Origin of the sequence: Ochrobactrum teleogrylli, from assembly GCF_006376685.1 — a bacterium.
In the GTDB taxonomy this organism is placed as follows: Bacteria; Pseudomonadota; Alphaproteobacteria; order Rhizobiales; family Rhizobiaceae; genus Brucella; species Brucella teleogrylli.
Window position 1 is genome coordinate 69,456 of the sequence record NZ_VEWL01000004.1, and the last position, 19,601, is coordinate 89,056.

Genomic DNA, 19,601 nt, shown 5'->3' on the forward strand with positions numbered 1-19,601 from the left:
CAGATGATCGTGCCGAGCGCCGATCTGGACGAACTCTATAGCGGCTGCCGCTGGGCGGAAGGCCCGGTCTGGTTCAACGACCTGAACTGCCTCTTGTGGAGCGATATCCCGAACCAGCGCATCCTGCGCTGGGTGTCGGGCAGCGAAGTTGGCGGTGGCGTTTCGGTGTTCCGCAACCCGTCCAATTTCTCCAACGGCAATACGCGCGACCGCGAGGGACGCCTCGTCACCTGCGAGCATGGTGGTCGTCGCGTCACGCGCACGGAGCCGGATGGCAGCATCACTGTGCTGGCCGATAGCTATCAGGGCAAAAAGCTAAATGCGCCAAACGATGTCATCGTGCGCTCGGATGGAACGGTGTGGTTCACCGATCCGACCTACGGCATTCTGGCGGATTATGAAGGCTACAAGGCCGACCCGGAACAGCCGACACGCAATGTCTATCGCCTCGACCCGAAGACCGGCGAAATCAACGCCGTCGTCACCGATTTCCACCAGCCGAATGGCCTTGCTTTCTCGCCGGACGAGACGAAGCTTTATGTTGCCGACAGCGCCTACAGCCACGACGAGAATGCGCCGCGCCATATCCGCGTTTTCGACGTTGTGGATGGCGGCAAGCGCGTGACGGGCGGCGGCATATTCTGCACCATCGACAACGGCCTGCCGGACGGCTTCCGCTTCGATACGGATGGCAATCTGTGGACCAGCGCGGGGGACGGCGTGCATTGCTTCTCGCCGGAAGGCACGCTGCTCGGCAAGATCAAGACGCCGCAGACGGTCGCCAATGTGACCTTCGGCGGTCCGCGCCGCAACCGCCTGTTCATCACGGCCACGAAGTCGCTTTATGCGGTCTATCTCACCGTGACCGGCGCGCAATATCCCTGAACAGTTTTTGCTTGAGCAAATCTTATCCGAAAATCGCTGACACTTTTCGGAGTGTGCTCTATGCCCATCAAAACAAAACCGCCGGAATTTTGAACTCCGGCGGTTTTGTTTTTAAACTATTGCGGGATCATTCCCACTCGATGGTGCCGGGCGGCTTCGAGGTCACGTCGTAGACGACGCGATTGATGCCGCGGACTTCATTGATGATGCGGGTGGCCGCATTGCCAAGGAAGTTCATGTCATAGTGGTAGAAATCCGCAGTCATGCCGTCCACCGAAGTGACTGCGCGGAGTGCGCAGACGAATTCATAAGTGCGGCCATCGCCCATCACGCCGACGGTCTGCACAGGCAGCAGAACGGCGAAAGCCTGCCAGATGGCATCATAGAGGCCAGCCTTGCGGATTTCATCGAGATAGATCGCATCGGCTTCGCGCAGGATTTCCAGCTTGTCGCGAGTAATGCCGCCCGGGCAACGGATGGCAAGGCCCGGACCCGGGAACGGGTGGCGACCGATGAAGCTGTCCGGCAGGCCGAGTTCCTTGCCGAGCAGGCGAACTTCATCCTTGAACAATTCGCGCAGCGGCTCAACGAGCTGCATCTTCATGCGCTCGGGCAGGCCACCCACATTGTGGTGCGACTTGATCGTGACCGAAGGACCGCCGGTGAACGAAACGCTTTCGATGACGTCCGGATAAAGCGTGCCCTGCACGAGGAAATCCGCGCCGCCGAGCTTCTTGGCTTCTTCCTCGAACACTTCAATAAAGAGACGGCCAATCGTCTTGCGCTTCTTTTCCGGATCGCTTTCGCCTTCCAGCGCGCCGATGAAGCGGTCGGATGCGTCCACGAGGATCAGCGGAAGGTTATAATGTTCGCGGAACATTTCCACGACTTGGCTCGCCTCGTTTTTGCGCATCAGACCGTGATCAACGAGGATACAGGTGAGCTGATCGCCAATGGCTTCATGCGCCAGAAGGGCTGCGACAGACGAATCCACGCCGCCGGAAAGCGCGCAGATAACCTTGCCGCTGCCAACCTGCTTGCGGATCGCCTCGACGGCCTGCTCGCGATAGGCGCCCATCGTCCAGCCCGGCTTCACGCCGACAATACGATGAACGAAATTTTGCAACAGCTTGGCGCCATCAGGCGTATGCACGACTTCCGGGTGGAACTGCACGCCGTAATATTTGCGCTTTTCATCGGCGATGGCCGCGAAAGGTGCATTCGGCGAGGTGCCGATGATGGTGAAACCGTCCGGGAGTGCGGTGACGCGGTCGCCGTGGCTCATCCAGACCTGATGGCGGGTGCCCTTGGCCCAGATACCGGCGAAAAGCGGGCTGTCTTCCTGCACGTCGAGGAAGGCGCGACCGAATTCGCGGTCATGGCCGCTTTCGACATTGCCGCCCAGCTGGGCGCACATGGTCTGTTCGCCGTAGCATATGCCGAGAACCGGAATGCCTTGGTCGAAGACCGCCTGCGGCGCGCGCGGCGAGCCAATGTCGGTCGTCGAATGCGGGCTGCCCGAGAGGATGACGCCTTTCGGCTTCAACCGCTGGAATGCCTCTTCCGCAGACTGGAACGGGACGATTTCGCAATAGACATTGGCTTCGCGTACACGTCGCGCAATCAGCTGCGTGACCTGGCTGCCAAAGTCGATGATCAGGATTGTGTCGGGATGTGCCGTGGTGCTCATGTGCAGCATCTATTTAAAAAGTGGTGAGGATGCAATGTTTATGTGGTGGGCATATACGGATTATATGCACTTCCCTCAACAGCGCAGTGACAGGAATGGGGCCTATCCTGACACACCATTGTCAGGAGGTGGCAAAAGTCCACCGGCAATAGCCGCTTCCAGTTCTTCCACTGCGACAGCCATTTTCTCGTCGATGATATGCAGATATTGCGTCCAGTCACCGACATGATGCAGCTCGTCCGCGCCGTCCGAAATGCCGCGCAGACCGTATAAGGGCACGCCATGAATCTGGCAGGCGCGCAGGCAGGCGAATGTTTCCATGTCCACCATATCCGCGTCGATGGTCTCATAGACATTGCCGGAAACGATATTGGCGCCGGTCGATAGCGTGGCGCTGGCAACACCTTCCACCTGAAACGGCAGCTTGATCATCTTCGGCAGATCGAGAAATGGCGTCAGCCCCTTTTCGAAGCCGAGCGGCGAGGCGTCCATATCGCGATAGGAGACGGCGGAGACCTGAAACACTTCCGCCTGCGGTAGTTTGGCCGACCCCGCCGAGCCGAGCGAAATCACCAGATCGGGCTGCTCACCGTCGATTTCCATGCGGAACAGCGCGCGGGACAGATTGATCGCCGCCTCGACCGGCCCGACGCCGATCATCAGCGGATCGAAGAGCTTGGCCAGATGACGCCCATATTCGGCGTCGGCAGCCATCACATAAAGCAGGCGTCGTCCGGCAACAGTCTTCAGCATCCCTGTGGACCTATCCTTGCAAACCTTTGCGATCCTGCACGACCATCATCGTACCGGTCATCGTGGCGATAAGACGAACTTCCGTATCGGTTACGGCAAACGCCTGCCCGTCGCTGACCATGATCGTGCGGCCCGGCTTTGTGACCTCGCCACGAAACAGAAAACGTTCACCCTTGCCGGGCGCCAGCAGATTGACTTTGAATTCAATCGTCAGCACCGCCGCGTCGGCGGGCATCAGGGTCAGCGCCGCATAGCCGCAGGCAGAATCGAGCGCCGCGGAAATCATGCCCGCGTGCAGAATGCCGTGCTGCTGGGTGAGTTCCTCACGAAACGGCATTTCCACTTCAACAATACCGGGTTCGCATCGCGTCAGCTCTGCGCCGATCAGTTTCATGGCGGCCTGCCGCCCGAAACTTTCCTCGACGCGTTCCTTGAAATCCGGTTCGGCTATGCGATGCGCTGACATTTGTTCCCCGATTTATGAAGCTTTCTTCATCACACTTACATAAAACCCGTCCGTGCCGGTGGACAATGGCGAAAACACACTGCCATGCGACGGAAACACCGGTTCCGCGCCATTCGCATCCGTCACGACCGACTGCCACAGCGCTTGCGCGGGCATTTCGGTAAAATCAGGATTGTCGGCCAGAAAGCGCGCAACCTGCCGCGTGTTTTCTTCTGCAAACAGCGAACAGGTGACATAGGCCAGACGACCGCCCGGTTTCACATAATGCCTGGCCGCTTCCAGCACTTCCTGTTGATCCTGAACCCGACGCTCAAGCTGCTGGTCATTCAGCCGCCATTTTGCATCCGGCCTGCGCCGCCAGGTGCCGGAGCCGGTGCAAGGCGCATCGGTCAGAACGAGGTCCATATGGCCGGTGAGGGGGTCCAGCGCATCCAGATTGCCATGCACCTGCGTATTGCGCACGCCAGCCCGCTGCAAGCGTTCATGCATCGGCGAAAGCCGCGCCCGCTCCGCATCATAGGCGTGCACCTGCCCCTTGTTTTGCATGGCTGCTGCCAAGGCCAGCGTCTTGCCACCAGCGCCCGCGCAATAATCGAGAACCTGTTCGCCGGGTTTGGCTCCGGCAAAAAGTGCGGCGAGCTGTGAACCCAGATCCTGCACTTCGAACCAGCCATCGAGAAAGGCCTGTTCGCCCTGCACATTCGGGTGACGGCCCAGCGCTTCGATGGGCGGAATGCGCAATGCCTGCGCCAGAAATGGCGCGGGAGCAGCACCTGCTTTTTCCAGCGCTGCGAGTGTCTGTTCCGGCTTTGCCTTCAGGCTGTTGACGCGCAGATCGACCGGCGGGCGGGTGGCAAGCGCCTTGCCTTCTTCCACCCAGCGTTCGCCGAAAAGCTCTTGAAGCGAGGCGGCACACCATTCCGGCACATCGGCCTGAACATAATCGGGTGCGGCAGCGCTATCGCGGCTTTCCCAGGCGATACGGCGTGCCTGTTCCAGCGTTTCAGGTGCGAACTTGTCGCCATCCAGCGCTGCGTCGATGGCAGCAATATCCATGCCACCATCGGCCAGCAAAGCGCCAAAGGCCAGAGCGCGCGCATCGTCGGCATCCATGCGCCATGCGATGGAGAGTTTGCGGCGCAGTGCGTCATAGACAATGTTGCCAATCACCGCGCGGTCGCCCGCGCCTGCGAAACGATGAGCGGAACCCCAGTCCTTCAGCACATCAGAAGCCGGGCGTTTGCCCGCTTCGATATCGCCCAGAACCTCGATTGCCGCCTGCAGGCGTCCACCAAGCCGCATTGCTTCTCCTTACTAACTAACTGTCACGGCATAGCCTTCCTTGCAGGCAAAAGGCAATCGCCAAATCAAAACAAAAGCCGGAGCGCGAGGCTCCGGCTTTCATGCGCTTCAATACGAAGCGAGTTTGCCTTACATGCCGCCCGGATAGTTCGGGCTTTCACGGGTGATGGCGACGCCGTGCGAATGGCTTTCACGCAGGCCCGCATTGGAAATGCGCACGAAGGTCGCCTTTTCGCGGAACTCTTCCAGTGTTTTCGCGCCGACATAGCCCATCGAGGCGCGCAGGCCACCGGCAAGCTGGTGCAACACAGCCGAGATCGGCCCCTTGTAAGCGACCTGACCTTCGATGCCTTCCGGCACGAGCTTCAGCTCGTCACGCACTTCCGCCTGGAAGTAACGGTCTGCCGAACCGCGGGCCATAGCGCCGACCGAGCCCATGCCGCGATAGGATTTGAACGAACGGCCCTGATGCAGATAGACCTCGCCCGGGCTTTCTTCCGTACCGGCCAGAAGCGAACCGGCCATGGCGGCGACAGCACCGGCAGCAAGTGCCTTGGCGAAATCGCCCGAGAACTTGATGCCGCCATCGGCGATGACCGGAATGTTCTGCTTATGCGCTGCTTCCACCGCCGACATGATGGCCGAAAGCTGCGGCACGCCGACACCGGCAACGATACGCGTCGTGCAGATCGAGCCCGGTCCGATACCGACCTTGACGGCATCCGCACCGGCATCGATCAATGCCTGCGTACCGCCCGCGGTGGCGACATTGCCAGCCAGAATGGCGACATTGGGATAGGCCTTCTTGATGCGTGCGACAGCATCGAGAACGCGCTGCGAATGACCATGCGCTGTATCGACCACCAGAAGATCGACGCCTGCTTCGATCAGACGTTCTGCGCGTTCATAACCGTCTTCGCCAACGCTGGTTGCAGCGGCTGCACGCAGACGGCCCTGCGCATCCTTGGCGGCATTCGGGTTGAGCTGCGACTTTTCGATGTCCTTGACGGTGATCAAACCAACGCAACGGCCCTTGTCGTCAACGACGAGCAGCTTTTCGATGCGGTGCGCATGCAGAAGACGCTTGGCTTCTTCCTGATTGACGTTTTCGCGCACCGTGATGAGGTTTTCGCGGGTCATCAATTCATAGATCTTCTGAGCCGGATCGGAGGCAAAACGCACGTCACGGTTGGTCAGGATGCCGACGAGACGGCCCGGACCCTTGGTGGCGTTTTCAACGACCGGAATGCCGGAAATGCCATGCGCCTTCATCAGCGCCTGCGCATCGGCCAGTGTCGCATCCGGGCCGATGGTGACCGGGTTGACGACCATGCCGGATTCGAATTTTTTCACCTGACGGACTTCTTCGGCCTGACGTTCCGGCGTGAGATTGCGGTGAATGACGCCGATGCCGCCTGCCTGCGCCATGGCGATGGCGAGACGCGATTCCGTCACCGTGTCCATGGCGGCGGAGAGAAGCGGCAGATTGAGTTCGATATCCTTGGCGATGCGGGTGCGCAGGTCCACCTGACCCGGCATGACTTCGGAATGGCCCGGCTGCAGGAGCACATCGTCGAATGTGAGAGCGAGAGCGCCGGTGGGCGATTCCACGATTTTTGCCATTGCCAATTCCTTTGAATAAGAAAAGCCGCCTCTCCGGGAAATGTCCGGGAGCAGCGACAATCAGGGTTTACTTGGTTGAATTGGCACCGGCTGGTAACACGGTTATGACCAAATGGAAAGCCTTTTGCTTACAAGTTTCAGTTACCGCTAAGAATTAGCGTGATAGACCGCATAGGACATGTACCCGTCCCGAGGGGAGATAATGCGAAAGTCGTATAAGCGCGTTCCGTTGATCCGCCGTTCCAGAGCGATGTGGATGTCGCCACGGCTTTGGAAACCAAGGCTCGTTTTCTGGTGCGGCGCGCTCGCCATCGGCATCATCAGCGTCGGTTTTGCAGAAGCCGCCGATATCGCGCAGGATTGGTTCAAGGCGTTGACGGACGGCACCGGCGGCAATGTCTGGCGCGCATGGCTGCCGCTTGTGATCACGCCGCTCGGCTTCATGGCTTGCTCATGGATCGCCATTGCCTGGTTTCCGAATTCCGGCGGCAGCGGTATTCCCCAAGCCATCGCGGCGCGGCATCTCGACGATCATCAGGACCGGTCCCTGCTTCTCTCCATTCGCGTTGCAGTCGGCAAAATACTGCTGACCGTCGCCGGTCTTTTCTGCGGCGCATCCATCGGGCGCGAAGGCCCGACGGTACAGATCGGCGCATCGATCATGCTGCAATCGGCGCGGATCGGCGGCATGGAACAGGCGCGCGGGCTTATCCTTGCCGGATCGGCCGCCGGTATCGCCGCCGCCTTCAACACGCCGCTGGCCGGGATTGTCTTCGCGATTGAGGAAATGGGCCGCGCCTATGCGGCGCGCACCAACGGGCTGGTGCTGTCCGCCGTCATTCTGGCTGGTCTCGCCTCGCTGGGCCTCGTCGGCAACTACAATTATTTCGGCATGACGACTGTTACGGCAACGACCGCCCCCGACTGGGTTCTGGTCGTCGCCTGCGGCGTGATCGGCGGCGCTTTCGGCGCGGTTTTCAGCGCGCTTGCGCTCAATATGGGGCGGCGTGTGCGCCGCCATGTGCAGAAGGTGCCGCTGCGCAACGCGGTGTTGTTTGCCGGTATTTGCGGACTTCTGGTCGCGATTATCGGCATCGCTTCCGGCGGCGCGACGTTCGGCACCGGCTATGATCAGGCGCGCGGCGCGGTCGAGGGCGCGGCCTTGCCGCCATTCTATTTCGTTGAAAAATTCGCAGCCGGTTTGCTTTCGATGATTTCGGGCATTCCGGGCGGCATTTTCGCGCCGTCGCTTTCGGTCGGCGCAGGTCTCGGCAGCACCATCGGCCTCCTGCTCGGCACCAGCGCGAGCCTTGCCGCCGTGCTGGGCATGGCGGGTTATTTTGCCGGCGTCGTGCAGGCCCCGATGACGGCTTTCGTCATCATTCTCGAAATGACCGGCAATCATAACAATGTCATTCCGCTGATGTGCGCCTCAATGCTCGGTTACGGTACGGCGCGGCTCATTTCCAACGAGCCGCTCTATCATGCCCTGTCGCGCACCTTCGTGGCGGATGTGCTGCGCCAACGTCGCGCACGCGAAAAGAATGCGCTTTCGGAGTAAAGCGTTCAATGGAGGAGAAAACTGTTTATGGATCGCAGAACATTCGGCAAATCGCTTGCGGGGCTGGGAGCAATGCCCTTTGTCGTCAGCGCGGCATCGGCAGCGAGCACGGGAGGAAAGAGCATGCTTGAACTTATGGGCGGAAGCATTTCGGATGTACCAGGGATCAAGCTTGGCCATCACACGCTGACCAAGCGCCCGACCGGCTGCACCGTTCTCTTATGTGAAGAAGGCGCTTCGGCTGGCGTCGATGTGCGCGGCTCCGCGCCCGGCACACGCGAAACGGACCTGCTCGATCCGATCAATTATGTGCAGGAGGTGCAGGCCATTCTCCTGTCCGGCGGCAGCGCCTACGGTCTGAGTGCGGCGACCGGCGTCATGCGCTATCTGGAAGAAAACAAGCTCGGTTTCAAGATCGGCAGCGGCGTGGTGCCGATTGTGCCAGCCGCCATCCTGATGGATCTCGGCGTCGGCGATTTTTCGATCCGCCCCGATGAGGAAGCCGGCTATCTCGCCTGCAAGGCGGCCAAGGCGGAAGCTTCCGGTGAAGGCAATATCGGCGCTGGAGCCGGTGCGACTGTCGGCAAGATGTTCGGCAAGGATTTCGCGATGAAGGGCGGCCTTGGCACGGCAAGCTACACGGTGCCGGGCACGGAAATCGTGGTTGGGGCAATCGTTGCCGTCAACGCGGTCGGCGATGTCTATGCGCCCAATTCGCGCCAGATTCTGGCCGGTGCGCGCACCGAGGACGGCAAGGGTTTCCGCAATACGATGCAGGCTATCATGCAAGGCCATGGCGTCGTCAAATCCGGCGGGGCCAACACGACCATCGGGGCGATTGCCACCAATGTGCCGTTCAACAAGGCGGAACTGAAGAAGATCGCTGGCATGGCCCATGACGGCTTTGCGCGCACGATTAATCCGATCCATACCATGTGGGACGGCGACACGATTTTCGCGCTCTCAACCGGCAAGGCCAAGGATGTGGAAGCGGACGTGACCGCCATCGGCGCCATCGCTGCAACGGTCATGGCGGATGCGGTGGCGCGGGCGATCGTTAACGCTGAAAGCCTTAACGATTTGAATTTACCCGCCTATAAGGATTATCACCCGCAATAGGGTAGATAACTTTGCACCATTGAGGGGATCGGTCCTGTATCGAAATAAGGTTATAAGATATCTGGCCATGCTTGATGGTGCAGTTTCGCAAGAAGGCAGAGTGAAGGCATGAGTGGCAGTTCCCTTAAATTCGGCACCAGCGGTCTCAGGGGATTGGCGGATGAGCTGAACGGCTTGCCCGCCTATGCCTATTCGCTCGCCTTCGTGTGCATGCTCGCCGAAAGCGGCAAGCTAAAAAAAGGTGCGGAGGTTTTCGTCGGACGTGACCTTCGCCCGTCCAGCCCCGACATTGCCGCGCTTTGCATGGCAGCCATTGAAGACGCTGGCTTTACGCCGGTGAATTGCGGTGTGCTGCCCACCCCGGCACTCAGCTTTTACGCCATTGCGAAACAGGCACCCTCCATCATGGTGACGGGAAGCCATATTCCCGACGACCGCAATGGCCTGAAATTCTATCGCGCCGATGGCGAAATCGACAAGACCGACGAACAGGGGATCAGCGCGGCCTATGCCGCCCTGCCCGCAGACCTGACCGCCCGTCATTTCAGCAATGATGCACAAAGTGATGCCGCGACCAGCGCCTACGAGAAACGTTATATCGATTATCTGGGCCGCGGCGCGCTCAAGGGCCTGCGCGTCGGCGTCTACCAGCACTCGTCGGTCGCCCGCGATGTTATAACGGATATTCTAACCGCGCTTGGCGCGGAAACCATTGCCCTTGGGCGCTCCAACACTTTTGTGCCCGTCGATACCGAGGCATTGCGCCCGGAAGATATCCGGCTTCTCGACCAGTGGGCCAAGGAAAACCGCCTTGACGCCATCGTTTCCACGGATGGCGATGCGGACAGGCCGCTGATTGCCGATGCAAGCGGCCAGTTCGTGCGCGGCGATCTCGTCGGCGCGATCACCGCAAGCTGGATCGGTGCGGATATAATCGTCACGCCGGTCACGTCCAATGCGGCGCTGGAAGAATGCGGGCGTTTCGCCCGCGTTGTCAGAACCCGCGTCGGCTCGCCCTATGTCATCGAAGGCATGCAACGTGCCAAGTCCGAGGGTGCAAAGATCACCGTCGGTTTCGAAGCCAATGGCGGCGTGCTTTTGGGCAGCGACAGTACCCGCAAAAGCCACACGCTGTCAGCGCTGCCAACCCGCGACGCACTTTTGCCGATCCTCGCCTGCCTAAGCGCGATCAAGGAGCAGGGCAAGCCGCTTGCGGAAATCGGCGCGGCTTTCAACTTTCGCATTGCGCTTAGCGACCGCCTGCAAAATGTTCCGCAGGAAAAGAGCGGCGCGTTTCTCGCCATCCTCAAGGATGAAGCGGGGCGCAAGGCGCTGTTTCCGTCCAATGATGCGATCATCCGGTCTGAAGCCATTGATGGCGTCAAACTGTTCTTCCATTCCGGCAATGCCGTCCATTATCGCGCTTCCGGCAATGCGCCGGAACTGCGCTGCTATGTGGAAGCGGCCAATGAAAATCAGGCCGCCGAACTTCTGGCCATGGGCCTCGATATCGCCCGCAACGCAACAAAGGATGCCTGAGCAATGAGCTTTATTCCTGTCATCATCAGCGGCGGTTCCGGTTCAAGGCTCTGGCCGCTTTCGCGCGATGCCCACCCCAAGCCCTTCATCGAATTGCCCGACGGCAGCACGCTGATCGGCAAGACCTATAACCGGGCGGCACGGCTTGAAGGCGTCGATCACATCCTGACCGTCACCAATCGCGATTTTCTGTTTTTGACGCTCGACGCCTATGCGGACGCCAAGGCACCCAAGACCGATAATGCCTTTCTGCTAGAGCCGCTGGGCCGCGATACCGCGCCTGCCGTGGCGCTCGCCGCAATGCACGCCGCCGCCACCTACGGCCCGGACGCCACGCTTCTGGTGATGCCTGCCGATCACCTGATCGAAAACGAACCCGCCTTTGCAGAAGCGGTTCAAAAGGCGCGGCAGCTTGCCGAAACCGGTCGCATCGTGACATTCGGCATTGTGCCCGATCACCCGGAAACCGGCTTTGGCTATATCGAGGCGGATGGCGTGGACGTGCTGCGCTTTGTCGAAAAGCCCGATGCGCAAACCGCGCAGGCCTATGTCGAGAGCGGACGCTATTTCTGGAATTCGGGCATGTTCTGCTTTACCGCGAGAACCATGCTGGAAGCGATGCGCGCCCACGCGCCGGAGATTTTCAACGGCGTGCAGGCCTCGCTTGAAAATGCGCGACGCGGCGTCAATGGCGACACCAAGACAATCGAAATTCCAAAGGACGAGTTTGCCGCGACCCCGGCCATTTCCATCGATTATGCCATCATGGAGAAGGCCGACAACATCGCCTGCATTCCGGTTTCCTGCGGCTGGTCGGATATCGGCTCCTGGGCGGCCATGGCCGACCTGGTAAATCCGGACGCGGACGGAAACCGCCTGCGCGGCGAAACCGTTCTGGAAGACACGACCAACAGTTTCGTGCTGTCGGAGACCCGGCTGGTCAGCCTTGTCGGCGTGCACGACCTTTTAGTCGTCGATACGCCGGACGCGCTGCTCGTCGCCCATCGCGACAAGGCGCAGGATGTGCGCAAGGTTTTCAACCGTCTGCGCGCCGATGGCCACGAAGCCGCCAAGCTGCACCGCACCGCCCATCGCCCATGGGGCACCTACACCGTGCTGGAAGAGGGCGACGGCTTCAAGATCAAGCGCATCGAGGTGAAGCCCGGACGGCGTCTCAGCCTTCAGGCGCATCATCACCGTTCTGAACACTGGATCGTCGTGTCCGGCACCGCCAAGGTGACCAATGGCGACCGGGAAATTCTGCTGACCAACAACCAGTCGACCTATATTCCCTGCGGCTTCAAGCACCGTCTGGAAAATCCTGGCATTCTGCCTCTGGTGTTGATTGAAGTGCAGAGCGGCGAATATCTCGGCGAAGACGATATCGTGCGGTTCGACGATATTTACGGTCGGGTATAAAAGACCAGCGCCGACGAAGTTTTCTCCGTCGGCGCTTGTTTGAATTCAATCAGTTGAAAGCGCCGCTGTCGCTTTTGCTTTCCGGGCGTTCCGCCGCGACCTTCTGGCGATAACCGCTGGCGCGATAGGCGGCAATCGGTTCGATCGCCCCGCCGGTGCGGCGGCGCGCTTCGGCCAAAATCGGCTCGACATCGGTGCGATAGGCACGTTTCAGCGTATCAGACGCCATCAGCGCATCGTTTTCCTGCTGGTAGGTTTCCAGCGCCTTACGGTCCACCAGCAGAGCCTGCGCATAGGCGCGGCGAATTTCATTTGCCGACGAAATGAGGCTCTCCAGCGGGTCGGTCACATTGTGCGACTGATCGATCATATGCGCCGGGTGGAAATCCTTCACGCCGCGATAATCGGCATCGACCAACTCGTTGAACACCAGAAACAGGCGATAGGGATCGATGGAACCGGCGTCGAGATCGTCATCGCCATATTTGCTGTCGTTGAAATGGAAACCGCCGAGCTTGCCGAACTGCATCAGCCGCGCGACGATCATCTCGATATTGGTGTTGGGCGCATGGTGGCCGAGATCGACCAGACATTGCGCTTTGGGACCAAGCGTCGAGGCGATGAGATAGTTTGTGCCCCAGTCCTGAACCACCGTCGAATAGAAGGCCGGTTCATACATCTTGTGTTCGGAAAACAGCCGCCAGTCGTCGGGCAACGACTTGTAGATTTCGCGCATGGAATCGAGATAACGCTCGAAAGCGCGCGTAAAATTCTGCTGGCCGGGGAAATTGGACCCGTCGCCGAGCCACACCGTCAGCGCCTTGGAGCCGATGGCATTGCCGATTTCGATACATTCGAGATTATGCTCGACGGCCTGTGCACGCACAGCCGCATCCACATGGGTGAGCGATCCAAACTTGTAGGACAGTTTCTGATCGGCAGCGTCCGAAAACGTGTTGGAATTCATCGCATCGAAGCCGAGACCCAGCGCTGCGGCGTGGGCTTTCAGCTTCTTTGGGTCTGCCTTGTCCCACGGAATATGCAGCGAAACATTCGGCGTTGCGCGGGAAAGCTCGTTGATGACTGCGCAATCGTCCAGCTTGTCGAAAATGCCACGCGGCTCGCCGCCGCCCGGAAAGCGACCGAAGCGGGTGCCGCCCGTGCCGGTGCCCCAGGAAGGCACGGCGACGAAATAGCTTGCAACCTTGTCGGTGATGGCCTCGATCTCAATGCCGCGACGCGAAAGCTGTTCGCCCAGCGCCTGATAATCGCTATTCAGCGCATTTTCGAAACCGGAATTATGCTCGGCGATAAAATCTGCCGAAATACGTTGCTCGGACATGGTTCCTCCCAGAATGTCCTCGTTATACGGTCAGCGCGGAAAGCTCTGCTGGTTCCCGGCATCGACATTGATGATGTTGCCGGTGGATTTAGCCGAAGCATCGCTGGCGAGGAAATAGATCGCCTCGGCAATATCTTCCGGCAGGACATTGAGCTTCAACAGCGACCGCTTGCGATAATGCTCCTCCAGCTCCGAAACGTCGATCTTGGAGGACGCCGCGCGCTGTTCGCGCCACTCGCCATCCCAGATCTTGGAACCGCGCAGAACTGCATCCGGATTGACCACATTGACGCGGATACCGGCATCGGCACCTTCCAGCGCCAGACAGCGGGCCAGATGGATTTCAGCAGCCTTGGCCGTGCAATAGGCGGACGCATTGGGCGAAGCGGCAAGACCGTTCTTGGAGGCGACGAACACCACATTGCCGCCGATCTTCTGACGACGGAACAGGCGGAACGCCTCCCGCGACACGAGGAAATAGCCGGTCGCCAGAATGTCGATATTGCGGTTCCACATCGACAATTCGGTCGCTTCGACAGGAGCCGATGACGCAATGCCTGCATTGGAGACCAGAATGTCGATGCCGCCGAGTTCAACGCTGGCCTCGACAAAGGCGTTTGCGACGCCCTTTTCGTCGGTTACGTTCAGTTCGACGCTGCGCACCTGATCAGCGCCAAAACGCTTCGATAGATTGGCGTGAGCGGATTTGAGCGATTCTGCGTCAATATCCGCCAGAACCACGCAAGCGCCCTCGCCCGCCAGCCGCTCGGCGGTGGCATAGCCGATGCCGCCAGCGCCACCCGTGATAAGCGCAATGCGCCCGGCAAGGCTTTTCGGCTTCGGCATGCGTTGCAGCTTGGCTTCCTCAAGCAGCCAATATTCGATGTCGAAGGCTTCCTGTTCCGGCAGTCCCTGATATTCGGACACGGCAGATGCGCCGCGCATGACGTTGATCGCATTGACATAGAATTCGCCGGCGATACGCGCTGTCGCCTTGTCGCGGGCAAAGGACAGCATGCCGACGCCGGGGATCAGGAAAATCACCGGATTGGGATCGCGCATTTTGGGCGAATTGTCGTGTTTGCAGGTCTCATAATAGCGCTTGTAATCGGCGCGATAGGCTTCGAGTGCATCCTCAAGCCCGGCAACGATGGCGTCCACATCCGGCTTGGCCGGATCGAAATTGACGACCAGCGGGCGGATTTTGGTGCGCAAAAAATGATCCGGGCAGGATGTGCCCAAAGCGGCCAGCGGGCGCAGTTCCTTCGCATTCACGAATTCCAGCACCGCATCCTGATCGTCGAAGTGACCGAGCTTACGCTCTTCCTTGCCGATAAGACCGCGAATTTCCGGCATCAGTCGCGCTGCAATGGCGCGGCGCTCGGAGGCCGCGAGACTTTGTGTGACAGCACCGCCGAAAGCGGGTTTGCCTGCCGTCTTCTGGTCCAGCCATTCAATGGCTTTGTTGATGATGGCGAGCGTGGTTTCGTAACAGGTCTTCGCATCGTTGGCCCAGGTGAAAAGCCCATGACTTTCAAGGACAACGCCCTTGGCCTTTGGATGCGCCTTGACGAAAGCCTCAAGATCGAGACCGAGCTGGAAGCCCGGGCGACGCCACGGCAGCCAGCCAATATCGTCACCGAAAATCTCGGCCGTCAGCTCGCGGGAATTTTTCGACGCAGCAATCGCAATGATCGCGTCTGGATGCATGTGATCGACATGGCTGAAAGCGACAAAACCATGCAGCGGCGTATCGATGGATGCGGCGCGCGGATTAAGGTTGAAGGTGCAATGCGGCAGGAAGCCGACCATGCGGTCCTCATCCTCGACGCCCTTATAGATGCCTTTCAGCGCATCGAGCTTGTCCTGATAAAGCGTGGCGAAACCGTCGAGCTTGATGGTGCCCACATCGCCGCCCGAACCCTTGACCCAGAGAACTTGAACCTTTTCGCCGGTCAACGGATCGATTTCCTCGACCTTGGCAGAGGTGTTGCCGCCGCCATAATTGGTGATGCGCTTGTCTGACCCGAGCAGATTGGAGCGGTAAAGCAGCTTTCCCGGCTCATCCAGCGTTGCCGCCTTGGCGTCGTCCCAGCGATTATCGAGCAGCCGATTGCTGTCCACCATGTCATCCTCCCAAGTCTGTATGGCCAATCGCGTCGCGCACCTTCCCATGCGCGAGCGATCATGTTGGCGGCAGATATGACGCATGAAACGAAATACTGTCAATCACAAACAATCATAACCGATCAAATATTTCACGCATGTGCGAATTATTGATTGTTTGTGATTGACATGCGCCACCAATTTGAGAATAGATGGAAGCAGGAGGAGCCATGCACGAAAGAGAGCGCCACCGCATCATCCTGAGCGCTGTTCAGGAAAAGCCGGTGATCACCATTCAGGATCTGGTGGAATTGACGGAGGCGTCGGAAGCGACCCTTCGGCGCGATATCGCATCGTTGCATATGCAGGGCCGCATCAAGCGTGTGCGCGGTGGAGCGGAAGCCATACATCCGCCGCAGTTCGGCAGTCTGGCCGGGCGTCCCTTCAAGGTTTCGGAATCCGAAAACGGTGATCGCAAGCGCGCCATCGCCCGTGAAGCCGTGGCGCTTTGCGATGAAGGCGACAGCATCATTATCAATGGCGGCTCCACGACATTCCAGATGGTGCATTATCTGACGGCGCGCCGCCTTCAGGTGCTGACGAATTCCTTCGCCATTGCCGAACATCTGTTGCGGCAGTCGAAAAGCACGGTGATCGTGCCCGGTGGCGCGATCTATCGCGACCAGAGCCTGATCCTTTCGCCTTTCGACAATGACGTCATCCGTAATTTTTACGGTCGGCGCATGTTCATGGGCTGTCAGGGTGTCAGCCCGCTTGGCGTGATGGAATCCGACGCGCTGATCATCCAGAGCGAACAGAAACTGATGGGCCAGGCGGACGAGCTAGTCCTGATGGTCGATTCATCGAAATTCACCCGCCGTTCCAGCCTCATCCTTTGCCCGCTCGACCGTGTCAGCACGCTGATCACCGATGACGGCATTTCCGATGAGGCGCGGCGGATGGTGGAAAATGCGGGTATCCGGCTGATTGTGGCGCAGGCTTCCGCAAATGCCGGCAAGGGTGGCGAACAGGGGGATTCCGCCGAGGTTGCCTGAGCCAACTCTATTATCATCCCGGCCAATGCCGGGATCGTTGTGAAAATATGTCTTTATACTGGGAGGAATGAGACATGAAACTTTTCAAGAAACTCGCACTCGGTACTGCGCTGGCCGTCGCCTTCATGGCCGCCCAAGCACAGGCCGCCGACATCAAGATCGCGCTCGTCGCGAAGTCGCTCGGCAACGGCTTCTTTGAGGCCGCCAACAAGGGTGCGCAGGAAGCCGCCAAGGAACTGGGCGGCGTTGAGGTCATCTATACCGGCCCGACCACCACGACCGCCGAAGGCCAGATTGAAGTCATCAATTCGCTGATCGCCCAGGGCGTCAACGCCATCGCCATTTCCGCCAACGACCCGGATGCGGTCGTACCGGCGCTGAAAAAGGCCGCCCAGCGCGGCATCAAGGTGATTTCGTGGGATTCCGGCGTCGCTCCGGCTGGCCGTATCGTGCACCTCAACCCATCGTCCAACGAGCTGATTGGCAAGATGTGCCTGAAGCTTGCTGCCGACCACCTGCCGGACGGCAAGGGTGATTTTGCGATCCTGTCGGCCACCACCACCTCGACCAACCAGAACATCTGGATCGGCGAGATGAAGAAGCAGCTGAAGGACTTCCCCGGCCTTAATCTGGTCACGACCGTCTATGGCGACGACCTTGCCGACAAGAGCTATCGTGAAGCACAAGGCCTCCTGAAGTCGAACCCGAACGTCAAGGTCATCGTGGCGCCGACCACCGTGGGCGTTCTGGCCGCTTCGCAGGCCGTGAAGGATGCGGGCAAGATCGGTGATGTCTATGTGACGGGCCTCGGCCTGCCGTCTGAAATGGCTGGCGCCATCAAGTCGGGCGCGACCAAGGAATTCGCCATCTGGAATCCGATCGATCTCGGCTATTCCGCAACCCAGATCGCCTATCACCTCGTCAAGGGTGATGCCGACGGCAAACCGGGCTCGGAAATCGATGCCGGTCGCATGGGCAAGATCAAGATTGGCGAAAACGGCGAAGCCGCGATGAGCGATCCTTTTGTCTATGACGAGAAGAACATCGACCAGTTCTCCAAGGTCTTCTGACGGGAAAGCGCATCCCGAAAGGATGCGCATTCATGAAAAGAGGCGGCATTCGCTGAACGGATGCCGCCTCCCATTCCCCGGATTCGATTTCAGGTGTCTGCAATGAATGCAGCTTTTCTCTCAAGCGGTGATTCCAGCGGTGAGCAGACGGTGCTTGCCCCGACGGATCAGCCCATTCTGGAAATGCGCGGCATTGCCAAGACATTTCCCGGTGTGCGTGCGCTCGATGATGTCAATATCGCGCTCTACCCCGGTAAGGTGACGGCATTGATCGGCGAGAACGGCGCGGGCAAGTCCACGCTCGTGAAAATCCTCACCGGCATTTATCAGCCCGATGAAGGCGAAATCCTCATCGACGGCAAGCCGGTACATCTGGCGACCGCACAGGATGCGACCGATCACGGCGTAACGGCCATTCATCAGGAAACCGTGCTCTTTGACGAATTGTCGGTGGGCGAAAACATCTATCTCGGCCATGCGCCGCGCACGAAACTCGGCTTCGTCAACTGGAAGGCCGTCTATGCCCGTTCGCAGGCGCTGCTTTCCTCGCTGGAAACGACGGTCGATGCCCGGATAAAGCTCAAGGAACTTTCCATCGCCCAGCGCCATCTGGTCGCCATTGCTCGCGCGCTGTCGGTGGATTCGCGCATCGTCATCATGGACGAGCCGACCGCAGCCTTGTCGCGCAAGGAAGTGGACGACCTGTTTCGCATCGTGGCGCGGCTGAAAGCGCAGGGCAAAGCCATCCTGTTCATCAGCCACAAATTCGATGAAGTCTACGAAATCGCCGATAATTATGCGGTGTTCCGCGACGGGCACGCCGTCGGCCACGGTACGCTTGCCGATACGCGGCAGAACGATATCGTGCGTATGATGGTCGGGCGGTCTGTCGATCAGGCCTTCCCCAAGCAGAATGTCACCATCGGCAAGCCGGTGTTGAAGGTTGAAAACTATTCGCACCCGACCGAGTTTCGCGACATCTCCTTTGAGCTGCGCAAGGGGGAAATTCTCGGCGTTTACGGCCTTGTCGGCGCGGGACGCTCGGAATTCGCACAATCGCTGTTCGGTATCACCAAGCCATCGCGTGGCCGTGTGACGCTTGAAGATCGCGAGATCAGCATCCGCCGCCCCGGCGACGCGGTGGCGCATGGCATTGTCTATGTGCCGGAAGAGCGCGGACGCCACGGCGCGGTGCTGCAACTACCGATCTTTCAGAATGTTTCGCTGCCGTCGCTCGCCCGCACCTCGCGCAATGGTTTTTTGCGCATGGCGGAAGAACTGGCGCTGGCGCGTAAATATGCCGAGCGCTTCGACCTGCGCGCCGCCGCCCTTTCCGTCCCGGTCGGAACGCTGTCTGGCGGCAATCAGCAGAAGGTCGTCATCGGCAAGTGGCTCGCCACAAATCCGAAGGTCATCATTCTCGACGAACCGACCAAGGGCATCGATATCGGTTCCAAAGCCGCGGTTCACGCCTTCATCAGCGAACTCGCCGCCGAGGGTCTCAGCATCATCATGATCTCGTCGGAACTGCCGGAAATCATCGGCATGTCGGACCGCGTGATGGTCATGCGCGAGGGCCTCATGGAAGGCGTCTTCGAACGCGCAAGCCTTGATGCGGAAGTGCTGGTGCGCGCCGCCACGGGCAATGCCGAGCAGGCTGCGGAGTAGATC

At 59.5% G+C, this 19,601-nt stretch carries 15 protein-coding genes; 8 read left to right on the forward strand and 7 right to left on the reverse strand.

From position 1 onward, the window contains the following. Nucleotides 1-3 precede the first annotated feature (3 nt). A complete protein-coding gene (locus FIC94_RS08825; RefSeq protein ID WP_140024753.1) occupies nt 4-885 on the forward strand; it encodes an SMP-30/gluconolactonase/LRE family protein in 882 nt (293 codons plus the stop codon). Nucleotides 886-1,012: 127 nt separating this feature from the next. Here FIC94_RS08825 and guaA read toward each other — a convergent pair whose 3' ends face one another. The 5 genes from guaA to guaB form a co-directional block, all read right to left on the reverse strand. Then, entirely contained in the window at nt 1,013-2,575 is a 1,563-nt protein-coding gene (guaA, locus tag FIC94_RS08830) for a glutamine-hydrolyzing GMP synthase (RefSeq protein ID WP_140024603.1), read from the reverse strand. A gap of 102 nt (nt 2,576-2,677) precedes the next feature. Then, nucleotides 2,678-3,328: a 5'-methylthioadenosine/S-adenosylhomocysteine nucleosidase gene (locus FIC94_RS08835; protein WP_109368052.1), complete on the reverse strand. Its 651-nt coding sequence runs from the start codon at nt 3,326-3,328 to the stop codon at nt 2,678-2,680. A gap of 10 nt (nt 3,329-3,338) precedes the next feature. Then, on the reverse strand, nt 3,339-3,794 hold the full coding sequence (locus FIC94_RS08840; RefSeq protein WP_109367928.1) for a PaaI family thioesterase: 456 nt from the start codon (nt 3,792-3,794) through the stop codon (nt 3,339-3,341). Between the two features lie 12 nt (nt 3,795-3,806). Further along, complete coding sequence (locus FIC94_RS08845) at nt 3,807-5,096, reverse strand: RsmB/NOP family class I SAM-dependent RNA methyltransferase (RefSeq protein ID WP_140024604.1); 1,290 nt, start codon at nt 5,094-5,096, stop codon at nt 3,807-3,809. 129 nt (nt 5,097-5,225) lie between these two features. Continuing rightward, complete coding sequence (gene guaB, locus FIC94_RS08850) at nt 5,226-6,719, reverse strand: IMP dehydrogenase (RefSeq protein ID WP_109367930.1); 1,494 nt, start codon at nt 6,717-6,719, stop codon at nt 5,226-5,228. Between the two features lie 202 nt (nt 6,720-6,921). Between guaB and FIC94_RS08860 the strand changes: the two genes are divergently transcribed. The 4 genes from FIC94_RS08860 (at nt 6,922) to FIC94_RS08875 (ending at nt 12,357) form a co-directional block, all read left to right on the forward strand. Continuing rightward, on the forward strand, nt 6,922-8,280 hold the full coding sequence (locus FIC94_RS08860; RefSeq protein ID WP_140024605.1) for a chloride channel protein: 1,359 nt from the start codon (nt 6,922-6,924) through the stop codon (nt 8,278-8,280). 27 nt (nt 8,281-8,307) lie between these two features. Continuing rightward, a complete protein-coding gene (locus FIC94_RS08865; RefSeq protein ID WP_140024606.1) occupies nt 8,308-9,399 on the forward strand; it encodes a P1 family peptidase in 1,092 nt (363 codons plus the stop codon). 108 nt (nt 9,400-9,507) lie between these two features. Continuing rightward, nucleotides 9,508-10,938, forward strand: a complete 1,431-nt coding sequence (locus FIC94_RS08870; RefSeq protein WP_140024607.1) for a phosphomannomutase — start codon at nt 9,508-9,510, stop codon at nt 10,936-10,938. 3 nt (nt 10,939-10,941) lie between these two features. Then, entirely contained in the window at nt 10,942-12,357 is a 1,416-nt protein-coding gene (locus FIC94_RS08875) for a mannose-1-phosphate guanylyltransferase/mannose-6-phosphate isomerase (protein WP_140024608.1), read from the forward strand. A 49-nt stretch (nt 12,358-12,406) separates the two neighbouring features. Here the strand turns inward: FIC94_RS08875 and rhaI are convergent, their stop codons facing one another. Both rhaI and FIC94_RS08885 read right to left on the reverse strand, forming a co-directional pair. After that, entirely contained in the window at nt 12,407-13,699 is a 1,293-nt protein-coding gene (gene rhaI, locus FIC94_RS08880) for an L-rhamnose catabolism isomerase (protein ID WP_140024609.1), read from the reverse strand. 30 nt (nt 13,700-13,729) lie between these two features. Beyond that, a complete protein-coding gene (locus FIC94_RS08885) occupies nt 13,730-15,826 on the reverse strand; it encodes a bifunctional rhamnulose-1-phosphate aldolase/short-chain dehydrogenase (RefSeq protein ID WP_140024610.1) in 2,097 nt (698 codons plus the stop codon). 209 nt (nt 15,827-16,035) lie between these two features. On the opposite strand from FIC94_RS08885, the gene FIC94_RS08890 reads away from it, so the two are divergent. The 3 genes from FIC94_RS08890 (at nt 16,036) to FIC94_RS08900 (ending at nt 19,598) form a co-directional block, all read left to right on the forward strand. Next, a complete protein-coding gene (locus FIC94_RS08890; protein WP_140024611.1) occupies nt 16,036-16,860 on the forward strand; it encodes a DeoR/GlpR family DNA-binding transcription regulator in 825 nt (274 codons plus the stop codon). A gap of 74 nt (nt 16,861-16,934) precedes the next feature. Continuing rightward, entirely contained in the window at nt 16,935-17,930 is a 996-nt protein-coding gene (gene rhaS / locus FIC94_RS08895) for a rhamnose ABC transporter substrate-binding protein (RefSeq protein WP_140024612.1), read from the forward strand. 102 nt (nt 17,931-18,032) lie between these two features. Then, a complete protein-coding gene (locus FIC94_RS08900; protein ID WP_180917939.1) occupies nt 18,033-19,598 on the forward strand; it encodes a sugar ABC transporter ATP-binding protein in 1,566 nt (521 codons plus the stop codon). Nucleotides 19,599-19,601 lie beyond the last annotated feature (3 nt).